General features: G+C 70.4%; 19 protein-coding genes. 14 read left to right on the top strand and 5 right to left on the bottom strand.

The window, feature by feature from the left end; translation table 11 throughout:
- The first annotated feature begins 68 nt into the window (after positions 1-68).
- A complete protein-coding gene (locus ACIPC1_RS00280; RefSeq protein ID WP_402511949.1) occupies positions 69-896 on the top strand; it encodes a uracil-DNA glycosylase in 828 nt (275 codons plus the stop codon).
- Between the two features lie 66 nt (positions 897-962).
- Here ACIPC1_RS00280 and ACIPC1_RS00275 read toward each other — a convergent pair whose 3' ends face one another.
- Positions 963-1,610 (bottom strand): GntR family transcriptional regulator, encoded by a 648-nt coding sequence (locus tag ACIPC1_RS00275; protein ID WP_384381635.1) that lies wholly within the window; start codon positions 1,608-1,610, stop codon positions 963-965.
- Positions 1,611-1,878: 268 nt separating this feature from the next.
- On the opposite strand from ACIPC1_RS00275, the gene ACIPC1_RS00270 reads away from it, so the two are divergent.
- The 9 genes from ACIPC1_RS00270 to ACIPC1_RS00230 all read left to right on the top strand — a co-directional run bounded on the left by ACIPC1_RS00270 (position 1,879) and on the right by ACIPC1_RS00230 (position 12,877).
- On the top strand, positions 1,879-3,357 hold the full coding sequence (locus ACIPC1_RS00270) for an NCS1 family nucleobase:cation symporter-1 (RefSeq protein ID WP_402511947.1): 1,479 nt from the start codon (positions 1,879-1,881) through the stop codon (positions 3,355-3,357).
- 2 nt (positions 3,358-3,359) lie between these two features.
- A complete protein-coding gene (locus ACIPC1_RS00265) occupies positions 3,360-4,097 on the top strand; it encodes an aspartate/glutamate racemase family protein (RefSeq protein ID WP_402511945.1) in 738 nt (245 codons plus the stop codon).
- A gap of 163 nt (positions 4,098-4,260) precedes the next feature.
- Positions 4,261-4,509: a hypothetical protein gene (locus tag ACIPC1_RS00260; RefSeq protein WP_402511944.1), complete on the top strand. Its 249-nt coding sequence runs from the start codon at positions 4,261-4,263 to the stop codon at positions 4,507-4,509.
- A 1,197-nt stretch (positions 4,510-5,706) separates the two neighbouring features.
- Complete coding sequence (locus ACIPC1_RS00255) at positions 5,707-6,438, top strand: hypothetical protein (protein WP_402511942.1); 732 nt, start codon at positions 5,707-5,709, stop codon at positions 6,436-6,438.
- A 654-nt stretch (positions 6,439-7,092) separates the two neighbouring features.
- Entirely contained in the window at positions 7,093-9,006 is a 1,914-nt protein-coding gene (locus ACIPC1_RS00250; RefSeq protein WP_402511940.1) for an FUSC family protein, read from the top strand.
- Positions 9,007-9,097: 91 nt separating this feature from the next.
- Positions 9,098-10,483 carry an amidohydrolase gene (locus ACIPC1_RS00245; protein WP_402511939.1) on the top strand — a complete coding sequence of 462 codons (1,386 nt, stop codon included), beginning with the start codon at positions 9,098-9,100 and terminating at the stop codon, positions 10,481-10,483.
- Positions 10,484-10,505: 22 nt separating this feature from the next.
- On the top strand, positions 10,506-11,744 hold the full coding sequence (locus ACIPC1_RS00240) for a cytochrome P450 (RefSeq protein ID WP_402511938.1): 1,239 nt from the start codon (positions 10,506-10,508) through the stop codon (positions 11,742-11,744).
- A gap of 106 nt (positions 11,745-11,850) precedes the next feature.
- Positions 11,851-12,537 carry a DUF899 domain-containing protein gene (locus ACIPC1_RS00235; RefSeq protein ID WP_402511936.1) on the top strand — a complete coding sequence of 229 codons (687 nt, stop codon included), beginning with the start codon at positions 11,851-11,853 and terminating at the stop codon, positions 12,535-12,537.
- A 166-nt stretch (positions 12,538-12,703) separates the two neighbouring features.
- Positions 12,704-12,877: a hypothetical protein gene (locus ACIPC1_RS00230; protein ID WP_384381688.1), complete on the top strand. Its 174-nt coding sequence runs from the start codon at positions 12,704-12,706 to the stop codon at positions 12,875-12,877.
- Between the two features lie 112 nt (positions 12,878-12,989).
- On the opposite strand, the gene ACIPC1_RS00225 is transcribed toward ACIPC1_RS00230, so the two are convergent.
- From ACIPC1_RS00225 to ACIPC1_RS00215, 3 genes are all read right to left on the bottom strand, one after another.
- Complete coding sequence (locus ACIPC1_RS00225; protein WP_402513331.1) at positions 12,990-14,852, bottom strand: ABC transporter ATP-binding protein; 1,863 nt, start codon at positions 14,850-14,852, stop codon at positions 12,990-12,992.
- A gap of 274 nt (positions 14,853-15,126) precedes the next feature.
- Complete coding sequence (locus tag ACIPC1_RS00220; RefSeq protein WP_402511933.1) at positions 15,127-15,579, bottom strand: hypothetical protein; 453 nt, start codon at positions 15,577-15,579, stop codon at positions 15,127-15,129.
- Positions 15,576-16,247: an ATP-binding protein gene (locus ACIPC1_RS00215; protein ID WP_402511931.1), complete on the bottom strand. Its 672-nt coding sequence runs from the start codon at positions 16,245-16,247 to the stop codon at positions 15,576-15,578. Before ACIPC1_RS00215 ends, ACIPC1_RS00220 begins: the two co-directional genes overlap by 4 nt.
- A gap of 203 nt (positions 16,248-16,450) precedes the next feature.
- Between ACIPC1_RS00215 and ACIPC1_RS00210 the strand changes: the two genes are divergently transcribed.
- The 3 genes from ACIPC1_RS00210 (at position 16,451) to ACIPC1_RS00200 (ending at position 18,522) form a co-directional block, all read left to right on the top strand.
- Complete coding sequence (locus ACIPC1_RS00210) at positions 16,451-17,311, top strand: helix-turn-helix transcriptional regulator (protein WP_402511930.1); 861 nt, start codon at positions 16,451-16,453, stop codon at positions 17,309-17,311.
- The gene (locus tag ACIPC1_RS00205; RefSeq protein WP_388676810.1) at positions 17,312-17,575 is read left to right on the top strand and encodes a DUF397 domain-containing protein; all 264 of its coding nucleotides are present in this window, start codon (positions 17,312-17,314) and stop codon (positions 17,573-17,575) included.
- A gap of 143 nt (positions 17,576-17,718) precedes the next feature.
- Positions 17,719-18,522, top strand: a complete 804-nt coding sequence (locus ACIPC1_RS00200) for an SAM-dependent methyltransferase (protein WP_402511928.1) — start codon at positions 17,719-17,721, stop codon at positions 18,520-18,522.
- Between the two features lie 652 nt (positions 18,523-19,174).
- Here the strand turns inward: ACIPC1_RS00200 and ACIPC1_RS00195 are convergent.
- Positions 19,175-20,590: a PLP-dependent aminotransferase family protein gene (locus tag ACIPC1_RS00195; RefSeq protein WP_402511926.1), complete on the bottom strand. Its 1,416-nt coding sequence runs from the start codon at positions 20,588-20,590 to the stop codon at positions 19,175-19,177.
- A gap of 41 nt (positions 20,591-20,631) precedes the next feature.
- Here ACIPC1_RS00195 and ACIPC1_RS00190 point away from each other — a divergent pair, with 41 nt between their 5' ends.
- Complete coding sequence (locus ACIPC1_RS00190) at positions 20,632-21,138, top strand: carboxymuconolactone decarboxylase family protein (RefSeq protein ID WP_402511923.1); 507 nt, start codon at positions 20,632-20,634, stop codon at positions 21,136-21,138.
- Positions 21,139-21,148 lie beyond the last annotated feature (10 nt).

Genomic DNA, 21,148 nt, shown 5'->3' with positions numbered 1-21,148 from the left:
GGCCGCCCTGATCGAACTGGAACACCTCGGGCGGCGATGACGTAGTCGTCCTGGTCGTACGGTGGAGCATGGACAGCGGCGGTTTGGCGGAGCTCGACGGGCGGATCATCGGGTGCCGGGCCTGTCCACGCCTCGTCGAATGGCGTGAGGAGGTGGCCCGCACCAAGCGCGCGGCCTTCGCCGATGAGACGTACTGGGGCCGGCCCGTCCCGGGGTTCGGACCCGCCGACGCGTCGCTGCTGATCGTCGGCCTTGCACCCGCCGCGCACGGCGCGAACCGGACCGGGCGGATGTTCACGGGGGACCGGTCGGGTGATGTGTTGTACGAGGCGCTGTACGACGTGGGGCTGGCGTCGCGGAGTACGGCCGTGAGCGCGGACGACGGGCTGACCCTGTACGGCGTACGAATCACCTCGCCCGTGCGCTGTGCTCCACCGGCCAACAAGCCGACGCCGCAGGAGCGGGATGCCTGCCGGCCTTGGCTCGTACGGGAGTTGGAGCTGCTGCGGCCTTCGCTGCGGGCGGTTGTGGTGCTGGGGGCATTCGGGTGGCAGGCCTTGCTGCCGGCCCTGGCGGGTGCGGGGTGGGTGATGCCTCGGCCCAGGCCGGTGTTCGGGCATGGGGTGCGGGTCGTGGTCGGCTCCGAGTCGGCTGACCCGCCGAGGTTCGGCTCGCCGAGGTCCGGTTCGGCACCGGCACCGGCCGGTTCGGTACCGGTCGATTCGGATTCGGCCGGATCGGATTCGGTCGGCTCGATCGAGCTCTTCGGATGCTTCCACGTCAGTCAGCGCAACACCTTCACCGGGCGACTGACCCCCGCGATGCTGCGCAAGGTGCTGCGTACGGCGGCGGATGTGGCGGGGCTGCCGACGAGGCCGTACCTCGACAGGACCTAGTGTGCGGTTGCCCGTGAACGGGTACCGACGGGTCTTTGATGTGGGCTTCCCCGTGTACAGGGTCTGCTAGCCGTCACCGAAGAGGTGGCGCATCGTCGAGCGGTAGTTGGCCTGGACGTGTGCGAGTGCGTGTGTGCGGGCGCGGTCCGGGTCGCCGGACGCGATGGACTCGTACAACTCACGGTGCTCGGTGAGGAGTTGAGGCCACTCCTCGTTCTGGCGGGTGAGCCGGCGCAGGCGGCCGTCGACCGGTTCCATGACGGAGATCAGCAGGCTGTTGCCGGCCATGGCGAGGATGTGGTCGTGGAAGCGGGTGTTGATGTCCGTGATCGCCTCCGCGTCGTCGGCCAGGGTCGCGGTCGCCGCCTGGTCCAGCAGTTCGGCCAGCTCTGCCAGGGACTCCGGGGTGGCACGGGTGGCGGCGAGCCCGGACGCGTACACCTCAAGGGCCTCGCGCAGCTCGAAGAGTTCCGCCACGTCTGTCGGGGTCAGCCGGCGCACCACCGTGCGGCGTGGTGTCTCGGAGTGCACGAACCCCTCGCCGACCAGGGAGCGGATCGCCTCGCGAACCGGGACCCGGGAGACCCCGAAGCGGTCGGCGAGCTCGCGCTCGACCAGTCGGTCGCCCGGGCGCAGCCGTCCGGCGATGATCTCCTGCCGCAGCGCGGCGAGGACGCGTTCCCGCACCGCGCCCAGGGGTTCGATCTTCGTCATGGGTCCATGTTCGCCGACTCCGGGGGTGTTTTACGGAGTCGTAACTGCAAGGACATGGGTGGGCGTCATCGGGGCGGGACTATGACGGCAGTTTGGTATACCAAATGTGCACCGAAGGTGGCCGAGGCGATGCGCCGAAGGCGATGTGTCAGAGGCGATGTGCCAAAGGTTCCATAGGTTCCAAAGGTGCCAAGGGTGTCAAAGGTGCCCAAGGTATTCCGAGCGAGGCCGAAAGGCTGCCCTCCGCCCTCTCGCCCATGGAGGCCCCGTGTCCCTCGCCGACCGTGCCGAAGCCACCGGCACCGCCGCGTTCGTCCCCGATCCCCGGCTCACCAACGAAGACCTCGCGCCCGCGCAGAAGCGCAACTGGAAGGTCTTCGACCTCTTCGCCATGTGGATGTCCGACGTCCACAACCTCGGCAACTACACCTTCGCGGCGGGCCTGCTGGTCCTCGGGATGAACGTCTGGCAGATCTTCACGTCGCTGCTCGTCGGCTTCGTGATCATCTATGCCGGGATGAACCTGATGGGCCGCGTCGGCCAGCGCACCGGCGTGCCCTTCCCGGTCGTCAGCCGCATCAGCTTCGGCGTCTGGGGCGCCAACATCCCCGCGCTGATCCGGGCCGTCATCGCCATCATGTGGTACGGCATCCAGACCTATCTGGCGTCGGTCGCCGTCAACGTGATGCTGCTCGCGGCCTGGCCGGGCCTGGAGTCGTGGACCCATCACTCCTTCCTCGGCCTGGACGCGCTCGGCTGGGTGTCGTTCGTCGCGCTCTGGCTCATCCAGGCGATGATCATCAGCCAGGGCATGGAGTCGGTCCGCAAGTTCCAGGACTTCTGCGGTCCGGCGATCTGGCTGGTGATGATCACGCTCGCCATCTGGGTTCTGTCCAAGGCGGGTTGGACGATCTCCCTCACCTCGACCCCGCACCCGGTGTCGGTCGGCGAGCAGTGGCGGCAGTGGTTCGGCGCGATCGGGCTGATCCTCGCCACGTACGGCACCCTGATGCTCAACTTCTGCGACTTCTCGCGCTTCGCGCCCGGCTACAAGACCGTCAAGCGCGGCAACTTCTGGGGTCTGCCCATCAATTCGACGGCCTTCGTGATCGTTTCGGTCATCGTCACGGCCGGCTCCATCGAGGTGTTCGGCGAGGCCATCACCGACCCGGCGCTGCTCGTCGCCAAGGTCGGCAACACCTGGGTCCTCGTCCTCGGCGCCCTGACCTTCGCCATCGCCACCATGGGCGTCAACATCGTCGCCAACTTCGTCTCACCGGCGTACGACCTCGCCAACGTCTGGCCGCAGAAGATCACCTTCAGGATCGGCGGCATGATCAGCACGGTCGCCGCGCTGCTGGTGACCCCCTGGAACCTCTTCTCCAACCCCACGGTCGTCAACTACTTCCTCGGCGGCCTCGGCGCCTTCCTCGGACCGCTGTTCGGCGTGATCATGCTCGACTACTACTGGGTCAAGCGCGGTCGCATCGACATCGACCAGCTCTTCAACGCCCGGCCGGGATCGCCCTATTACTACCGCAAGGGCGTCAACCCCAAGGCCCTGTGGGCGTTCCTGCCCTCCGCGGCAGTCGCGGCGGTGCTCGCGCTGGTGAAGGACTTCAGCGACGTGGCCCCCTACTCCTGGTTCATCGGTACGGCGCTGGCGGCCGGTCTGTACGCGGTGCTGTGCCGCTCCGAGCGCGCGACCGCTGAGACTGCCGTCGCCTCCGCGTCTGCGGCGGGCTGAGCGTGCGGATCGTCGTCACCAACTGCAACACGACGCAGGAGATGACCGAGGAGATCGTCCGTGGTGCCCGGGCCGCCGCAGGTCCGGGCACCACGGTGACCGGACTGACCCCCGCCTGGGGACCCGAGTCCGCGGAGGGCTGGCTCGACAGCTATCTCTCGGCGGCGGCCGTCCTCGACACACTGCGGACGTACGAGGGTCCCTGCGACGCCGTCGTCATGGCCGGCTTCGGCGAACACGGCCGCGAGGGCGCCCGCGAACTGCTCGACGTACCCGTCGTCGACATCACCGAGGCCGCCGCCCACCTAGCCTGCCTGCTCGGGCGGCGCTATGGCGTCGTCACCACCCTGGAGCGCTCCCGCGGTCAGATCGAGGACAGCCTGTACGCCGCCGGGGTCGCCGCTCATTGCGCCGCCGTCGTCGGCACCGGCCTCGGTGTCCTCGACCTCGGCGACCCGCAGCGCACGGAGGAGGCCTTCGTGACCGCCGCGGAGCGGGCCCGGGCAGCCGGGGCCGAGGTGCTCGTGCTCGGCTGCGCCGGGATGACCGGGCTCCAGCGGGTGGTGGGGGAGAAGCTGGGGCTTCCTGTCGTCGACGGGGTGGCGGCCGCGGTCAAGCTCGCCGAGTCGCTGGTCTCGCTGGGGCTGACCACGAGCCGGGCGGGGAGCTATGCGCGGGCGCTGCCCAAGCGGCGGACCTGGGGTGCCCCCGGGGGCGTGGGCTCTCCTCCGGCGGAGTGACTCCGGGGCGATCCGGCGGGGGCCCACGAAGAGACGGGGGCACCTCGCATGGACCCGGTGGGTCAGGTGCGCCCCTGACCCACCGGGCCGGCCGCTGTCGGCGTGTGCGCATGAGACACACGCCGAACTCACCTCACCGGGGCGGTGCGTTGAGCCCTTGAGCATGCGCCTGCCGCTCGCATTCCTCCGCGAGCGCCGGGTAGGCCTCGGCGATGGCCTCGAAGATCCGCCGCCGCAACAGCGCGACGGCCGTGGCCCGCGCGGAGAAGCGGCCGTGCCCGGGAAGTCCGTCGAGGAGCCGGTCGTAGTGGGCCAGCCGATGCCGCAGATAGTCGACCTTCCAGGGAGCGAGGGAGGCACGGTGACCGCCGGAGGCGAGCGGCGGCGGGACACCGGGGGCACCGGTGGCTGAGATGCCTTCGCCGGGGCCGGGTGAGGGGCGACGGCTGTCGGGATGGGGTGAGGCGCGGTCTGTGGGTTCGGGTGGGGTGGGGCCAGCGGGATTGGGTGGGTTGGGATCAGCGGGTCCCCCGAGTGGGGTGGGACCAGCCCCGCCGGGTGTGGTGGGGCGAGTGGACTCGGGTGAGTGGGGACCAGCCCGTCCAGGTGTGGTGGGGCGAGTGGGTTGGCGTGGGGCTGGATTAGTAGGTCTGGACGTGGCGTGGCCAGTGGGCCCGGATGTGGTGCGGCCTGTTGGTTCGGGTGGGCCGGCTTCAGGGGGATTGGAAGGGGCGGGACCGGCGGGTGCGGGTGCGGCCCGGTCTGCGGATACGGGTGGGGTGGGGCCAGCCCCGCCGGGTGTGGTGGGGCGAGTGGACTCGGGTGAGTGGGGACCAGCCCGTCCAGGTGTGGTGGGACGAGTGGGTTCGGGTGGCGTGGGACCACTGGGTCCGGGTTTCGTGGCATGAGTGGCTTGGCGTGGGGCGGGACCAGTGGGCCTGGATGTGGTGCGGCCCGTCGATCCGGGTGCGGCGCGGCCCGTTGGCCTGGGTGGGATGGGGCCGTCCGTGTCGAGTGCGGCGTACTCCTTCCGTGCCCGGTGCTCCATGGCCCGTAGCGCCAGCTTGCCCGGGTCGAGGCGTGGTACGTCGATCGGCTCGGCTCCGATGCGCTCCAGGACTTCCTGTCGTCGCCGCTCCAATGCGGCACGCACCAGGTCGGACCGCCGTGCCGCGGTGTCCGTCACGCTCCGGAAGATCTCGCTGCGCTCTGCCGCCTCGACCCGTTCGACACGGTAGAGCCGGGTGTGCGGGGCGGACCTCCGCCGCGGATCGACACTGAGCCGGTCCGGAGACCCGAGCAGCCGGTGCACTATCGCGCCGGTCCACCCCCGCGCCCGCAGCCCGGCCACGGACACGTACCTCTGCCCGTCCTCCTCGTAACCCACGTTCGCCACCTCCCCCGTAGCCAGCAGTAGTCGTGACGCTCTGTGACGACATCTCCCATTAGAGCGCGCGCCACTGACAATGGCCGCTGGAGCTGGAGCTGGGGCCGGAGCCGGGCCGGAGCCGGGGAGGCTCAGGGCGGAGGAGATCTCCATCCCGGGGTGGTGACCCGGCCGCCGAATAACCTTTCGAAAAGCGCAGTTGACGCTGCTAACGTCCCTGACGTGGCGAAACTCAATCAGATCATCGCAGTCGAGAAGGGCATCAAGTCCAAGTCCCACCAGGACCTGACGTCTGCTCACCATGGGCTGCAGAAGCCCGCGTTGCTGGCCGGTATCTCGCGGACGTACCAGCCGAAGGACGAGGAGGGTGAGCAGTTGCCGCCCGAGTCGACGCGGGTGCAGGTGCAGGCCGAGGATGTGTTGCGGGAGACCGCGGGGACGCTGACGCGGCTGTTCGATGTGACCGCCACCAAGGACTGGGCGAACTGCACGGCGCGGGCCGATGTGAAGGTCGACGGGCGGGTGCTCGTCGCCGAAGTACCCGTGTCCTACCTGCTGTTTCTTGAGAAGCAGCTCACCGATCTCAACACCTTCGTGCGGAAGCTGCCCGTCCTCGACGCCTCCGAGTCGTGGGTTCAGGACCCGTCCACCGATGCGTGGAAGACCGAGCCCGTGCGGACGCTTCGTACGAAGAAGGTGCCCCGGAACCACGTCAAGGCCGAGGCCACCGAGAAGCATCCCGCTCAGGTCGAGGTGTACTACGAGGACATCCCGGTCGGGTACTGGACGACCGTGAAGTTCTCGGGTGCTCTGCCCGCGCGGCGCTTGAACGAACTCCTCGGCCGCATCGAGAAGTTGCAGCAGGCCGTCAAGTTCGCCCGCGAGGAGGCGAACGGCGTGGACGTCGTCGACCAGCGCGTCGGTGACTCCGTGTTCGGCTACCTGTTCGGGTAGCCTCAAGAACTCCCCGGCCACCACGAACCACGGCCGGGGTGCGCGAGGAGCGCAAAGCTGAAGCTGAAGCTTGTCGTGATGAGCGGCTAGGACCTAGAGCCTGCCGCGGTCAATCTCAGACTCTCGCTCCAGACTCAGTATTCGCCGCCGATCGCCGGATCGACCGGGCCCAGGCCCCGGACGTCGAAATGCCGGTTCAAGTCCGGCCCGCACAGCTCGATGTGCGGTGGTCCAAAGGCAGGACGCGGCGACATGATGACTGACCTGGGTCCTCAAGCGTGCCGGCGTGTGAATTGGGTGGCATCACAGGGTCCGGGGGCCGGCTACGCCCTCGGGCCCGCTCCCGTTTCCGCGTGCATCAGCCATGACACCGGTTGCGTACGTCGGCCATGACACGCGTTGCGTGCATCGGCGACGACACGCCTTGCGTACGTAGGTCATGACACCGCTTGCGCACATCGACCGTGCACCCCTCGCGTGCAGCGGCTTCGCAGAAGAGTTGCGTTCATAAGGTTCGCGGCATTCCCGTGAAGTGTCACCTCGCCGAAACGCTTGCGGTCCCTTCCCTCCAGCAACCCCACCTACCGTGGACAGCACGCCAGCCCGGCCGATGCCGCCCGAAGGCAATCCCCGCCCTCGCCCGACAGGAGCCCCGTGCCACTCCCCAGTGTCGCCGTACCGCCCTGGCTCGCCCATGCCCTGCGCGCCCAGCGGGGACCGGTTCCGTGGAACGCGGTCATCCGGGGTGCGCTGGCCGCCGGGCCCCTGCTGCTCGCGGCGGTGGTCGCCGGGCGGCCGTCCATCGGAGTGGTCGCCGCGCTCGGGGCCATGCTGGCCGGGTTCAACGACCGGCCCGGGAGCCGGCGGACTGCCGTCAAAAGGCTTGGGGTGCCTGCCCTCGCGGGGGCCGGTGGGCTGCTTGTCGGGTCGTACGCCGGAGAGCATGTCGGGGCGGTGACGCTCACCCTCCTACTGACCGGGCTCGGACTTGTGGCCGGGGCCGCCAGCGCCATCGGACCCGTCGCCTCGGGGGCCGGGACGCAGCTGCTCGTGGCCGCGGCCATCGGGGCCGGGATGCCGCTCCCCGAACCCGGTTGGCAGCGCGCGCTGTGCTACCTCGCCGGAGCCGGCTGGCTGCTCGCCCTGCGGCTCGCGCTCCCGACGACCAGGGTCACCGCCGGTGACTACCGGTTCGACGGTGAGCGGGACGCCGTCGGTGCGGTGTACGACGCGATCGCCGAGCTGCTGGCCGCCGCCGGGGGCACGGACGCGACGGCTCGCCGGGCCGCGCTGACCGCCGCCCTCGATCACGCGCAGGACGCGCTCGCCGGGCCCCGGCTGCGGCGGTACGCCAGTTCCGGGGCCGAGCGGCGGCTGCACGCGCAGTACGCCGCCGCGCTGCCGCTCGCCGAGGCCGCGACCGCGCTCGCCTGGGTGGGAGAGGCGGTGCCCGCACGGGCCGCGGAAGGACCCCGGAGGCTCGCCGCCGCCGTACGGACCGGTGCGCACACCGGGCCACTGCCCGCACCCGGACGCTCCGCACCCGAACTCCGCGCCCTCGACGACGCCCTGCTCCACGCCGCCGACGCCTTCGACGGAGGCGGCACGGGAGGCGGCACGGGAAAGAACCTGCACACCCGGCGTCGTACCGCCCGGTTCCTCGTACGCACCGCCTTCGGCGCGGGAGGGCGTGAGTACGGGCTTCGCGTCGCCCTCTGCTTCGGCGCCAGCGTGGGCGTGGCGCAGGCCCTGCAGCACGCCCCGTGGTCCGGGAACCACTCCCACTGGTACTGGCTCCCCGCGACCGCCGTCTTCCTCGTCAAGCCCGATCTCGGACCGCTCGCCTCGCGCGTGCTGTGCCGGGCGGCGGGAACGGTGCTGGGCGCTCTCGTCTTCGCCGGGCTCGCCGCGTTGTTGCCCAGGCCCGCCGGGCTCATCGTCGTCGTGGCCGTCTGCGGTGCTCTGATTCCCGTCGCCACGCGGCACTTCGCCGCGCAGACCGCCGTCGTCACCGTTCTCGTACTCGCCCTTGTCATGGTGGCGGGCGAGCCGCCGGCCGCCTGGAGCCGCATCAGCGAGACCCTGCTGGCCTGCGCGATCGTGCTGCTCGTAGGGCATCTGCCGGCACTCGGACAGCGCGGAGGGACGGTACGGGCCCGGCTCGCCCGTGCCATGGAGGCGGCCGACGTCTACCTCGCGCATGTGCTGAGCGACGACACGACGGACGACCGGGCCGGACGCTGGGCCCTACGCCGCGAGGCCTATCGCGCGCTCGCCGAGGCCAAGGCCGCGATCGACCTCGCCGCCGCCGAACTCCCCGCCCTGGCACGGCACGCGGAGGGTACGGACGAGGTGGCGGCCACCCTCGAACGGCTCGTCGACACGACGACCGCGTGCGCCGTGCAACTCGACGACACCGGGCGCCTCACGCCCCGCCACACCGAGCGGATCGCCGAACTCCTCGACGAACTGGCCGAGGGGCGGGTACGGGCGAGGCTTCGCGTGAAGCACGGGCACGGGCACGGGCACGGGCCCGGGCACGGACCCAAAATCCGCATCGCTGTATGACGGCTGGGCCGCGTGCTGTCGCCGGATTCCCGATTCTCCGGTTCCGCGGTTCAGGTGACCCGGCGCCGCGCCCCCGTCGTACGGTGACGCAATGACGCCGTCTCCCACGACCCCGTCCGCCCCCGCTCAGGACCCCGCCGATCTCGTCATCACCGGCTGTACCGCCCTCGTCCACGACGAGCACGAGGGGATCGCCTTCGTCGAGGACGCCTCGATCGTCGTACGAGGAGGGGTCATCGAGGCCGTCGCCGGCGGCGATCCCGGTGTGGACGCCGTCCAGCGCATCGACGCCCGCGGTCAGGTGGCGATGCCCGGCCTCATCAACTGCCATACGCACTCGCCGATGGTCGCGCTGCGCGGCATCGCGGAGGACCTGCCCGCCGAGGAGTGGTTCAACGACTTCGTCTGGCCGATCGAGTCCAACCTCACCGAAAGGGACGTGGAGTTGGGCGCGCGGCTGGCCTGCGCCGAGATGATCCGCGGCGGGGTCACCTGCTTCGCCGACCACTACTTCTCGATGGACACCGTCGCCGCCGTGGTGGCGGAGACCGGGCTGCGCGCGCATCTGGGGGAGGCGTTCTTCTCCTCCCAGGGGCCCGAAGGCCGGGAGAAGTCACTGGAGTTCGCGCTCCGGTACAGGGGATCGGCGGACGGCCGCATCACCACCGCACTCGCCCCGCACGCCCCGTACACGGTGGACGACGCCGACCTCGCCGCGACGGCCGAACTCGCCCGCACCCACGGACTCCCTGTGCACCTCCACGCCTCCGAGAGCCGCGACCAGACCGACAACAGCCTTGCCCGGCACGGGCGTACACCGATCGAGATCCTGGAGCGGACCGGGATCCTCTCCACCGGAACCAGCGTGCTCATCGCGCACGGCACCGGAATCGTCGAACGCGATCTGCCCGTGCTGGAGCGCGCGGCGCAAGCGGGAACCGTCGCTGTCGCGACCGCGCCCCGCGGGTACCTGAAGTTCGCTTGGGGCCCGACACCGGTGCGTGCCCTGCGGGAGATCGGTGTTCCCGTCGGGCTCGCCACGGACGGGGCCGCCTCGAACAACTCCCTGGACGTGTGGGAGTCCATGGCGCTCACCTCGCTCGTGCAGAAGTCGACCGAGGGCGATCCGAGGTGGCTGACCTCCCGTCAAGCCCTGCACCACGCAACGCTCCAGAGCGCGCGGGCCGTCGGACTCGGCGAGCGGATCGGCAGCCTCGCGCCCGGGCGGCGGGCCGACATCATCCTCGTCGATCTCACCGGGCCGCACACCCAGCCCGTACACGACCTCGCGGCCACCCTCGTGCACAGCGCCCGCTCCTCGGACGTACGGACGACGATCGTCGACGGGCGTGTGGTGACGCGCGCCCGCGCGCTGCTCACGCTCGATCTGCCGTCCACCGTAAGGGAGTTGGGGGAGCGGCTGCCCGCCCTGATCGACCGGAGTCACGGGAAGCGCATCCAGGAGTACGACGCCTGATCGCGCTGGCTAGGGTGGAGCCATGCCGACGTCGCAGGACCCCGCAGCGGGTCTCATCGAGAACCCGTACGCCGTCTACGAACGACTTCGTGACACCGCGCCCGTGCACCGCGTCGCCGGTACCGACGGCAACCCCGCCTGGCTCGTCACGCGGTACGACGACGTACGCGAGGCCCTCGCGAACCCGCTGCTCTCGGTGGACAAACGGCATGCGCTGCCGGGGAGTTACCAGGGTCTGGCATTGCCGCCGACCCTCGACGCCAACCTCCTGAACATGGAAGCACCCGATCACACCCGCATCCGGCGCATGGTGGTACGGGCCTTCACACCGCGCCGCGTCGAGCAACTGCGCACGCCCATCAGGCAGACCGCCGACCGGCTCCTCGACGCACTCGGCACGCACGGCAGGACGGACCTGATCGCCGCGTACGCCGCACCTCTTCCCATCACCGTCATCTGCGATCTGCTCGGCGTTCCGGACGAGCACCGCCGGGACTTCCGGATCTGGACTGACGTACTCGTCGCACCCGACCCGGCGCGTCCGACGGCGGCGAAGGAGGCGGTCGTGGCCATGCTCGGGTTCTTCACCCAACTCCTCGCGGACAAGCGGAAGGATCCCGCGGACGACCTGCTCTCCGACCTGATCGCGGTCCGGGACGAGGGCGACCGACTCAACGAAGGCGGCCGACTCAACGAACGCGGCCGGCCTGCCGAGAGCGACCGGCTCACCGAGGACGAGCTGATGTCACTCGCCTTCCTCATCCTCTTCGCCGGATACGAGAACACGACACAGCTCATCGGGAGCGCCGTCCTGGGGCTCCTCACCCACCCGGAGCAGTTGGCCACCCTGCGGGCGAACCCGGAGCAACTTCCCGCTGCCATAGAGGAGTTCAACCGCCACGAAGGGCCCGCGCTGCTCGCCATCCGGCGCTTCCCCGCCGAGGACATGACGATCGGGGGAGTCGCCGTCGCCGCGGGCGAGACCGTCCTGCTGTCGCTGGCCGCCGCCAACCGCGACCCGCGCCGCTTTCCCGACCCCGACCGGCTCGACCTCGGCCGCGACACCGCCGGTCATCTGGCGCTCGGCCACGGCATCCACTACTGCCTGGGCGCGCCGCTGGCCCGGCTGGAGACCGAGATCGCCCTGTCCGCGCTCCTGGAACGCCTCCCGGACCTCGCGCTCGACGCCGACCCGGCCGAGCTGCGGTGGCGTCCCTCCCTGCGCGCCCGCGGCCTGCTCGCGCTTCCGGTGACGTACTGAATCCAGAGACATAGTCGACCGATCTCAGAAATTCTCCGTCCCGCCGATGAGTTCCGCCGCTCCCTCCGGTCCACCCCTCGAAGGCACTGTTTCGTAGGAGGGGCACATGACGCTTCCGCAGATCGTCTCGCGCGACGAGTGGCGTGCAGCGCGCGAAGAATTGCTGGCCAAGGAGAAGGCCGCCACGCGTGCGCGGGACGCGCTCAACGCGGAGCGCCGTGGGCTGCCGATGGTCGCGATCGACAAGGAGTACGTGTTCGAGGGCGGCGACGGGAAGGCGACGCTCCTCGACCTCTTCGACGGGCGGCACCAACTTGTCGTCTACCACTTCATGTTCGCGCCGGAGTGGACCGCAGGCTGCCGCAGCTGCTCGGGATTCCTCGACCAGATCGGGCACCTCGCGCATCTGCGGGCCCGGGGAACCGAGTTCGCCGCCGTGTCCCGTGCACCGCACACGAAAATCCTCCCCTTCAAGGCACGCATGGGGTGGACGGTGCCGTGGTACTCGTCCTACGGCAACGAGTTCAACTACGACTTCCAGGCATCCTTCGGCGGTGAAGAACCCTACGAGCGACCGGGAATCAGCTGCTTCCTGCGGGACCGTGACCGTGTCTTCCACACGTACTCGACGTACGAGCGAGGACTCGACGGGATCGGTTCCACGACCAGCCTGCTGGACCTGACCGCGCTGGGACGGCAGGAGGAGTGGGAGGAGCCCAGAGGGCGCTCATCTGCGCTGGGGGCGCCCGCAGGCAGTGAACGGATCCGATATCACGACGAGTACGACGACTGAATCGAAGCCTGATACGACGGCTCGCCCGAGGCGTGTTGGAATGAGAATTCCCTCACACCGAACCCGAACGAAGTGTCGACTACGTCTCAGTACTGTTACTTTACGAGCCGTTCACCCCATGAGGGGCGTTTAACTCTACGAGAGCAGCGCTACATGGAGGTGCAGGGTGAACGGGCGAACGGTGCTGAAGCGCTTTCCCGCAGGCGGGCCGCGCGGGTCGTGGCCCGCGGAGGAGTTCGCGCAGGCGCGCCGTCTGGAAGGTCAGGCCGCCGAGGTGGTCATGGATCTGTCGACGGACGCGTTTCTGGTGGTTGTCCGGGCCGCTGAGCTCGTCGAGTGAGGCCGGAGGCCGTACCGGGCGGGAAGCCGTCCCGGGCCTCCTCCCCGCCGGATCGATCGGCCGCTCGGGTAGGGACGCCGCTTGATCCGGCTTCCCTGGTCGGGACGCCGGATCATCCGGCCCCCCGGATAGGGACCTCCGACGTGAACTGTTCCGCCTGGAGCGAGTACAGCTCCGCATAGACGCCCCCGCTGGCCAGGAGCTCCGCCGGGCTGCCGGACTCCACCAGACGGCCCTGGTCGAGGACGTGTACGAGATCGGCGTGGCGCACGGACGCCAGCCGGTGCGTGATGAGGATGACGGTCTGACCGGTGCCCGCCAGCGCCCTGATCTTCTCGAACACCTCCAGCTCGGCCCGGGCGTCGAGTGCCGCCGTGGGTTCGTCCACGATCAGGATGGCGCCCCGCCGATAGGCGGCCCGTGCGATGCCCAGCCGCTGCCACTGTCCGCCCGACAGCTCGTGCCCGCCGCTGAAACCGCGGGCCAGGAGGGTGTCGAGGCCGCGGGGCAGATCCGCCACGACGTCCTCCGCCCCCGCCTCGGCCACCGATGAGGAGAGGCGCTCGTCGGTGAGCGGCGCCGAGGCGCGGCCGACGGCGACGTTGACGCGGGCGGTGAACGGCCACCGTTTGAAGTCCTGCGCCACCATCGCGATGCGCTCGGCGAGTTGGTGCCGGTCCGCGGTCGCCGCGTCGACGTCGTCCCACAGGATCCGGCCGTGCTCGGGCGCGTACAGGCCCGCGAGCAGTTTCACCAGGGTCGTCTTGCCCGAGCCGTTCTCGCCGACGAGTGCCACGATCTTGCCGAGCGGCACGCTGAGGGTCACGTCCGCGAGAGCGGGCCGGGTCGCGGAGCCCGGATAGGTGAACGTGACGTTCTCGAAGCGTATTTCGCGCGGGTCGGCGGGGAGCGGATCGCCGCCCAGGGGGATCGCGCGTTCGGCCGCTTCGACGTACATGCGCTGTAGGTCGCCCACGAACAGGCCCTCTTCGTGCAGCGAGTTGACCTCCAGGACGAACGTGCCGAGGCTCGCGGAGCCGGTGCGGATCGCGATGACCGCCGTACCGGCTACGGAGAGTGCCATCGCGCCGGCCAGCAGCAGTCCGCCGAGGGTCGCGTACGTCGCCACGGTGGCGAGCCCGGTCCAGGCCGCCGCGATCAGGCCGGTACGGGCGGAAAGCCGGGCCAGGCGCGCCTGTTCGGCCTCCGCGCTCTCCGACATCGAGCGGAAGTGGCGCAGCAGGAACGGCCCGACGCCGTGCACGCGGATCTCCGGAGCCGCGGCGGGCTCGGTGAGCAGGCTGCTGATCAGGTGCCCGGCGCGGGCGTGTTGCACCCAGGTGTGGAACGACTCGTAGCGGCGCCGGGCGATCGTCAGCGCGCTCCAGGCGCTCGGCAGCGTCATCGTCACGAGCAGTGGGAGCAGTGCGGGGTGCAGCACGGTCAGGACGCCGGCCGCCGCGCACAGCGAGATCATCGCGTTCACCACCCGGGCGGCGATCGTGATCATGCGGCGGGCGGACTGAGCGCCGTACTGCGCGGTGTCCAGCAGTTTGTGGAAGGCGTCGTCCTCGATGGCGGCCAGTTCCACGGCCGCCGCCCGTTCCAGATACAGCTCGGTCGCGACCCGCTCGACCTTCGGTTCCAGCCGGCCCGTCGCGTATGTCGACGCGGCCCGCAGCAGCGCGGCGAACAGCATCACGGCGGCGACCGTGACCAGCGCCGGGAGTGCGCCGCGCAGCCGGTCCTCGACCGGGCCGCTCGTCATCAGCCGGCCCAGCGCACTGTTGACGGCCAGCAGACTCACCGCCTGCGCCACGCCGCGGGACAACTCGGCGATCAGCACGATCCGGGCGGCACGGCGGTCAGCCGTCCAGGCGAGCCGGAAGCTGGACGTGAGCAGGGACGGCAGCCGCGTCACCATGGCGCGGAAGTTCAGCTCCAGGAACGCGTCGGCGTGCTGGGACCAGCCCATGTCATAGCGGAGCGGCCCGCCGAAGAGCAGGTGCTCCGATTCGGAAGGTGCCGGTTTGTCGTCGCCGCGCCGCTTCTTCGCCCGTATCCGCACCGTTGGCCTCCCCCGAGAGTGGACGCACGGTGCATTCCCCAGGAACGGTGCGCTCCACCCGGGGCGGCGACGGAGTTTCACGGCAACCGAGGCACTTCGGTCACGTACGGAGTGCGCGGTGCCGGCGCCGACGGGGTTCTCCGCCGGCGTCGCTTGGGCTCTCCGTGCCCAGCCGGGGGCCCTACGCGCTGATCGGACGCGACCAAACGGGTGTCGTACCCATCACCCGGCACACGGCCAGATAGAGCGGGATCGGCGGGGTGTACGGAACGGTGCCGGCGGGCTTGTGGATGAGCCCGGGGGTGTCGGGCGCGTCGGGGATGACCGCGCCGGTGGCGTAGTACGCGGGGGCCGGCCAGTCCAGGGCGACATCGGAATCCGAGGGGACGATCCACCACCAGTTCGCCCGGTCGGCGTAGACACAGCCCACCCGGGGCAGCCGCGGCAGCAGCAGCGGTCCGAACCGGGCGGGCACGGACACCGCGTCACAGCCCAGCGGCACGGTCATGTCCTGGGGCACCGGGAGACGTCTGGTCGGTCCCGGCGATCGCTGGGCGCGCTTGAGGCGGACCAGGGTGTCCAGGCTGAGAACCGGGGCTACGGCTCCCGCGGACGACGTACCCCTGGCACTCATTCGGTCCCCGTTCCCCAGGACGCTTCCGTCCCGGTGCCCCGGCCGTCGGTCGGTGGCTTCTTCGCGCTCCATCCCAGGTCGAGCCGGGCCCCGGTGTCCGCGTCGAGCCGGTCGGGCGAACGGCGCTCGCCCGAGTGCTCCAGCTCCGCCCAGACCAGCAGCCCGGGGCCCGTCTCCTGAGCCCCCCAGGCCCTGCACACGGCGTCGACGAGGAGCAGTCCCCTCCCGTGCTCCTCGTCGGGCCGCTGCGGCCAGGGGCGTGGCTGACCAGGAGTGCACCCCTCGTCACGTACGGCTATCCGCACCAGGTCGTCGTCGTGATGCAGCTCACAGAAGACGCGCTCACCGGCGGTGTGCACGATGGCATTGGTGACCAGCTCGGATATGACGAGAGTCGCTGTGTCGCAGGTGTCCTCGCACACCGCCCAGCCGGACAGCCAGGCGTCGGTCAGCCGTCTGGCCCGGGCCACGGAGCCCGGGTGTGCGGCCAGCTCGAAGCGGAACCGGCGCTCGGCGGCCACGCCGGAGCGGGGCCCCGCGGCGGCACGGAGACCGGATCGGTCCTCGGCTGCAACGGGACCAAGCCGGTCCTGGGTGGCGGCGCCGGGGCCGAAGCGGCCCTCGGCGGCGTCTGTTCCTAAGGGCACGGACGGAGTCACGCTTGCCACTATCGCCCCGCCGTGAACACTTGGCAAGAGTCACTATGAAAAATGCAGAGTGCCGTATGACTCGGTGAAGGCGCGTGGCACACTGCTCGCAACAGCACGCCGAGCGGCGCCAGTTGGGATCGTCGAACAGGACCCCGAACGGCGCCGTCCGGGCTGTCAGGGCACTGTGAACCGGCTGTCAGACTCTTTTGTGGAGGTGGGACGTGAGTGAACCGCGGTCCGCGCCGACGGTCGGCCAGGTAGTTCTGGGCCGACGCCTGCTTGACCTGCGCGAACGTGCGGGCCTCAAGCGTGAGGAGGCCGCGCGGATCCTGCGTGTCGCACCCGCCACGGTCCGCCGGATGGAGATGGCCGAGGTCTCCCTCAAGATCCCCTACCTCCAGCTCCTCCTGAAGTCGTACGGCGTCTCCGACGAAGAGGCCGAGGGCTTCGTCCTGCTGGCCGAGGACGCCAACAAACCCGGCTGGTGGCAGCGGTTCCACGACATCCTGCCGGGCTGGTTCTCGATGTACGTCAGCCTGGAGGGCGCGGCCGCCCTCATCCGGCAGTACGAACCCCATTTCGTGCCCGGAATCATGCAGACCGAGGAGTACGCGAGTGGCGTCCTGAGGTCGGGCGCCATCGGCCAGACCAGACCCGAGGACATCGAGCGGCATGTCGCGCTGCGCATGCAACGTCAGGCGCTGCTCACCCGCGCGGACGCCCCCCGGGTCTGGGCCGTGATGGACGAGACGGCGCTGCGCCGCCCCATCGGCGGCCCCGAGGTGATGGGCGCCCAGATCGACAAGCTGCTCGAGGTCATGAAGCTGCCCAACGTGACGCTGCAGGTGATCCCGTTCTCCTCGGGACCGCACCCCGGCACGTACGGGCCCTTCGTGCTCTTCCGCTTCGCCGTGCCGGAACTCCCGGACATGGTCTACAGCGAGTACCTGACCGGCGCCGTCTACCTGGACGCGCGCTCCGAGGTGGCGACCCACCTTGAGGTCATGGACCGTATGGCGGCTCAGGCCGCTACTGCACATCGCACGAAGGAGATCCTTCAGGATCTCCGCAAGGAGCTGTGAATGGAACGCATGAGGCCGCGGATACGCAACGCGCGCATCTACAACGGAATGCCCGCCCGTGAACTGGGCAGCGAGGGCTGGCACAAGCCGTGGAGCGGCGGCAACGGTGGCAACTGCCTGGAGGCGATGAAGCTCGCGGACGGGCGCATCGCGGTCCGCCAGTCGGCGGACCCGGACGGGCCCGCACTGATCTATACGCCCGGCGAGATGACCGCGTTCATCCAGGGCGCCAAGGCCGGTGAGGCGGACTTCCTGCTGTCCTGATCCGGTTGCGCTCCTCTGCCTGCTTCTGCCTCAACTCCCTAATTCCGGGCGCCGACTTGATCACTGTCCAGGCGCCGCCCTGATCACTTGCCACGGCACGCACCACGGCATGAACCTATGGAGACCGTCATGTGGAGACCGTCATGACCGGGCAGGGCCCCATCGAGATCGACACGAGCAAACCGCATCCCGCGCGGATGTACGACTGGTTCCTCGGCGGCAAGGACAACTACCCCGTCGACGAGGAGATGGCCAAGCAGCTCCTCGCCGTCGATCCCCGGGTGCCGGTCATGGCGCAGGTCAACCGCGCGTTCCTGCACCGCGCCACCCGCTGGCTGGCCCAGAGCGGCGTCCGGCAGTTCCTGGACATCGGCACGGGCGTACCCACCGAGCCCAACCTCCACCAGATCGCCCAGCGGGTCGCACCCGACGCGCGCGTCGTCTACTGCGACAACGATCCCATCGTGCTGGCCCACGCGGCGGGCCTGCTGTGCGGCACGGAACGGGGCGTCATCGAGTACGTCCAGGCCGATGTGCGGGATCCGGACACGATTCTCGAACAGGCCCGGAAAGTCCTGGACTTCACCCAGCCGGTGGCCCTCTCGCTCGTTGCGCTGCTGCACTTCATCCCCGACGAGGACGGTGCCTACGAACTCGTCGACCGCCTGCTGGCCGAACTCCCCTCCGGCAGCTACCTGATGCTGTCCCACGCCTCGGGCGAGTTCGACGAGGAGAAGGCGGCCATGGCGGCCGAGATGTACCGCAGGCGCGGCCTGACCATGGCGCTGCGGGGCCGCGCGGAGATCGCCCACTTCTTCGAGGGACTCGAACTGGTCGACCCCGGCGTGGCGTTGCTCGCCGACTGGAAACCGGAACTGGGCGTGGTCATCGTGACGGAGGGCAACGAGCCGGTGCCGGGGTACGGGGCGGTGGGGCGCAAGCCGTGACGCCGGCTTGAGTCGGTTCCCTGTGCGGCGACTCGGTCTGGAGCCGGCTCCACAGGCGGCGCGGTGCGTCCGCCAGGTGGCCATGGGAGTTCGTCCTCTGGAGAGGTACCGCTCGGCGGTTCTGTCCGAAGGGCCCGGCCCCATCGGTTCAACGAGTAGTCGGTGCCGGGCTGTTCACCGCCGACCAGCGTGTCGGGGCCGCCCAGCACCGCGCCGTACGGGAGTCCCGCCAGCCGCCTACGTCGAGCACCGAGGCGAACTGGCCCGCCAGGGACGGCTCCTGCGTGTCCTCCTAGGGAGAGGAGGAGCGTACGACGAGGGGTCGGGCACCACCACCGGAGAGCTCGTGCCAGGCGTGGCGCAGGGCGCCGGAATCACCGGAGGCGCCGGAGCCATCGATGAACCGGAGGCTTCGTACGGCACCACGAACCCGGGAAGCACCGGCAGTCCGGCGCGTGCCGCACGCGGGAGATGCACGCGCGAGATGCACGGGCTTGGAACCTGCGAACCGGGGCAGTGCGGCCATAGGTTGATCCACGGGGACGGCGCCGAGACGGCGCGTGTCTCCTACGTTCAACGATCGCACTGTGGGTGCGTTGTATGTCACGTGGAGGTCACTTTGTGGGTGGCGGCGGCCGGCGACCGACAGGGATCACCCCGGTGGCAGCACCCCGCACAGCGCCTCAAGTGCCGCCCCATAGGCATGTTCGGCGGGAGTCGCGTACCCCACGACGAGCCCGTCCGGCGCCGGCATCACCGCCTCCGGGTGCCGGAACTCGCTCAGTCCGTCGAGCGCCACGCCCTGCCAGACCGCGGCCTTGACGGCCGACTGCTCGCTCCCCGGCGGCAGCCGCAGCACCGCGTGCAGGCCGGCCGCGACGCCGGTGACCTCGATGTGCGGGGCCCGCGCGGCGAGCGCGGCGACGAGACGGTCACGGCGCCCCCGGTACCGCTGCCGCATGCGCCGCACATGGCGGTCGTACGACCCGGAGACGATGAAGTCGGCGAGCGCGAGCTGGTCGGGTACGCCCGCCCACGCCTCCCGCTCGCCCTTGACCGCGAGCACGGCATCGACGTACCGCTCCGGAAGGACCATCCAGCCGAGCCGCAGCGCGGGCGACAGGCTCTTGCTGACCGAGCCGATGTGGATGACCCGCTCCGGGTCCAGGCCCTGTACGGCACCGACCGGCTTGCGGTCGTAGCGGAACTCCCCGTCGTAGTCGTCCTCCAGGATCACGCCGCCACGCGCGCGTGCCCAGTCGATCACGGCGGCACGCCGCTCGGGGTGCAGCGGACCGCCGGTCGGGAACTGGTGCGCGGGCGTGAGCAGTACGGCCCGTTCCCGGCCCAACTCGCCCACCTGGGCGCCGTCTTCGTCCAGGGGCAGCGGCACGGTCCGTACGGACGCGGCGGCCAGCAGCTCGCGGTGGAAGCCGAGGCCGTACGACTCGACGGCGAGTGGCCCCCGTAGAACCGCGGGAAAGAGCAGCCGCAGGGCATGCGCGAAACCGGAGCAGATCACGATCCGGCCGGGCTCCGTGCGCACGCCACGCGCGCGTGCCAGGTACTCGGCGAGCGCGTGACGCAGTTCGACGCGGCCGGCCGGATCGCCGGGCCCGAAGGCCTCGTTGGGCGCCTGCTGGAGGGCCCGCCGGTAGGACGCGAGCCAGGCGGTACGGGGGAACGACGACGCGTCCGGTGTGCCCTGCCGCAGGTCGTGTCGGGATCCACGCGCGCGTGGAGGTGCCTTTTTCGGTACGCGCGCGGGGGCGCCCAGCGGTTCGGCACGCTCGGCGACCCGGGTCCCCGATCCCTGCCGGGCGGTCAGCCAGCCCTCGGCGACGAGCTCCGCGTACGTGTCGGCGACCGTGTTGCGCGCGACGCCCAGGTCGGCGGCGAGCGAGCGGTACGGCGGCAGCCGGGTGCCCGGCGTGAGCCTGCCGCTGCGTACGGCCTCGCGCAGGGCGCCGATCAGCGCTGCGCGGCGCCCGCCGGACCCGGCCGCATCCAGTTGCAGGTGCAGGTCGGCACCGATCCGCTCCGCGGAATTGACCCATGTTTCTGCCATAGAAATGCACCCTACCGCGGGTCTTTCGGGCCCGTAGATTCATGGTCATGACGACGAACACGAACACTGCCGGGGCCGCTGGAGCGGCCGTGACCGACAACGCCCGCCTCGACTTCGCGAAGTCCGCCCCGAAGGTCTTCCGGGCGCTCATCGGCTTCGACGCGGCGGCCCGCGACGGGCTCGACCCCGCCCTCGTCGAGCTCATCCAGATCCGCGCCTCGCACCTCAACCACTGCGCGTACTGCCTCCACATGCACACCAACGACGCCCGCAAGGTCGGCGAGAGCGAGGACCGGCTGCACCTGGTCGCGGTGTGGCGCGAGGCCCGTCACTTCTTCACGGAGAGGGAGCGCGCGGCTCTCGCCCTCACGGAGGCGGTCACCCTGGTCGCCGACGGAGGCGTCCCGGACGACGTCTACGCGCAGGCCGCCGCCGTCTTCGACGACCAGGAACTCGCCCACGTCCTGGCCCTGATCTTCACGATCAACACCTGGAACCGGGTGGCGCTGTCGACGGCGAAGGTCGCGGGCACGGACGAGCGTCGCTGACACGTGTGAC

This window comes from Streptomyces sp. NPDC087263 (assembly GCF_044744645.1).
Taxonomy (GTDB): Bacteria; Actinomycetota; Actinomycetes; order Streptomycetales; family Streptomycetaceae; genus Streptomyces.
The sequence above is the reverse complement of the archived record's forward strand: the minus strand, read 5'-3'. Positions and strand labels throughout refer to the sequence as shown.

Bases quoted from the DNA above. Each gene is read 5' to 3' on its own strand.
- ACIPC1_RS00205 (WP_388676810.1), top strand. From the start codon at position 17,312: ATGGAACGCATGAGGCCGCGGATACGCAACGCGCGCATCTACAACGGA.
- ACIPC1_RS00220 (WP_402511933.1), bottom strand. From the start codon at position 15,579: ATGAGTGCCAGGGGTACGTCGTCCGCGGGAGCCGTAGCCCCGGTTCTC.
- ACIPC1_RS00275 (WP_384381635.1), bottom strand. From the start codon at position 1,610: ATGACGAAGATCGAACCCCTGGGCGCGGTGCGGGAACGCGTCCTCGCC.
- ACIPC1_RS00240 (WP_402511938.1), top strand. From the start codon at position 10,506: ATGCCGACGTCGCAGGACCCCGCAGCGGGTCTCATCGAGAACCCGTAC.
- ACIPC1_RS00260 (WP_402511944.1), top strand. From the start codon at position 4,261: ATGCGCCTGCCGCTCGCATTCCTCCGCGAGCGCCGGGTAGGCCTCGGC.
- ACIPC1_RS00190 (WP_402511923.1), top strand. From the start codon at position 20,632: ATGGTCATGACGACGAACACGAACACTGCCGGGGCCGCTGGAGCGGCC.
- ACIPC1_RS00195 (WP_402511926.1), bottom strand. From the start codon at position 20,590: ATGGCAGAAACATGGGTCAATTCCGCGGAGCGGATCGGTGCCGACCTG.
- ACIPC1_RS00235 (WP_402511936.1), top strand. From the start codon at position 11,851: ATGACGCTTCCGCAGATCGTCTCGCGCGACGAGTGGCGTGCAGCGCGC.
- ACIPC1_RS00280 (WP_402511949.1), top strand. From the start codon at position 69: ATGGACAGCGGCGGTTTGGCGGAGCTCGACGGGCGGATCATCGGGTGC.
- ACIPC1_RS00200 (WP_402511928.1), top strand. From the start codon at position 17,719: ATGACCGGGCAGGGCCCCATCGAGATCGACACGAGCAAACCGCATCCC.
- ACIPC1_RS00225 (WP_402513331.1), bottom strand. From the start codon at position 14,852: ATGGGCTGGTCCCAGCACGCCGACGCGTTCCTGGAGCTGAACTTCCGC.
- ACIPC1_RS00245 (WP_402511939.1), top strand. From the start codon at position 9,098: ATGACGCCGTCTCCCACGACCCCGTCCGCCCCCGCTCAGGACCCCGCC.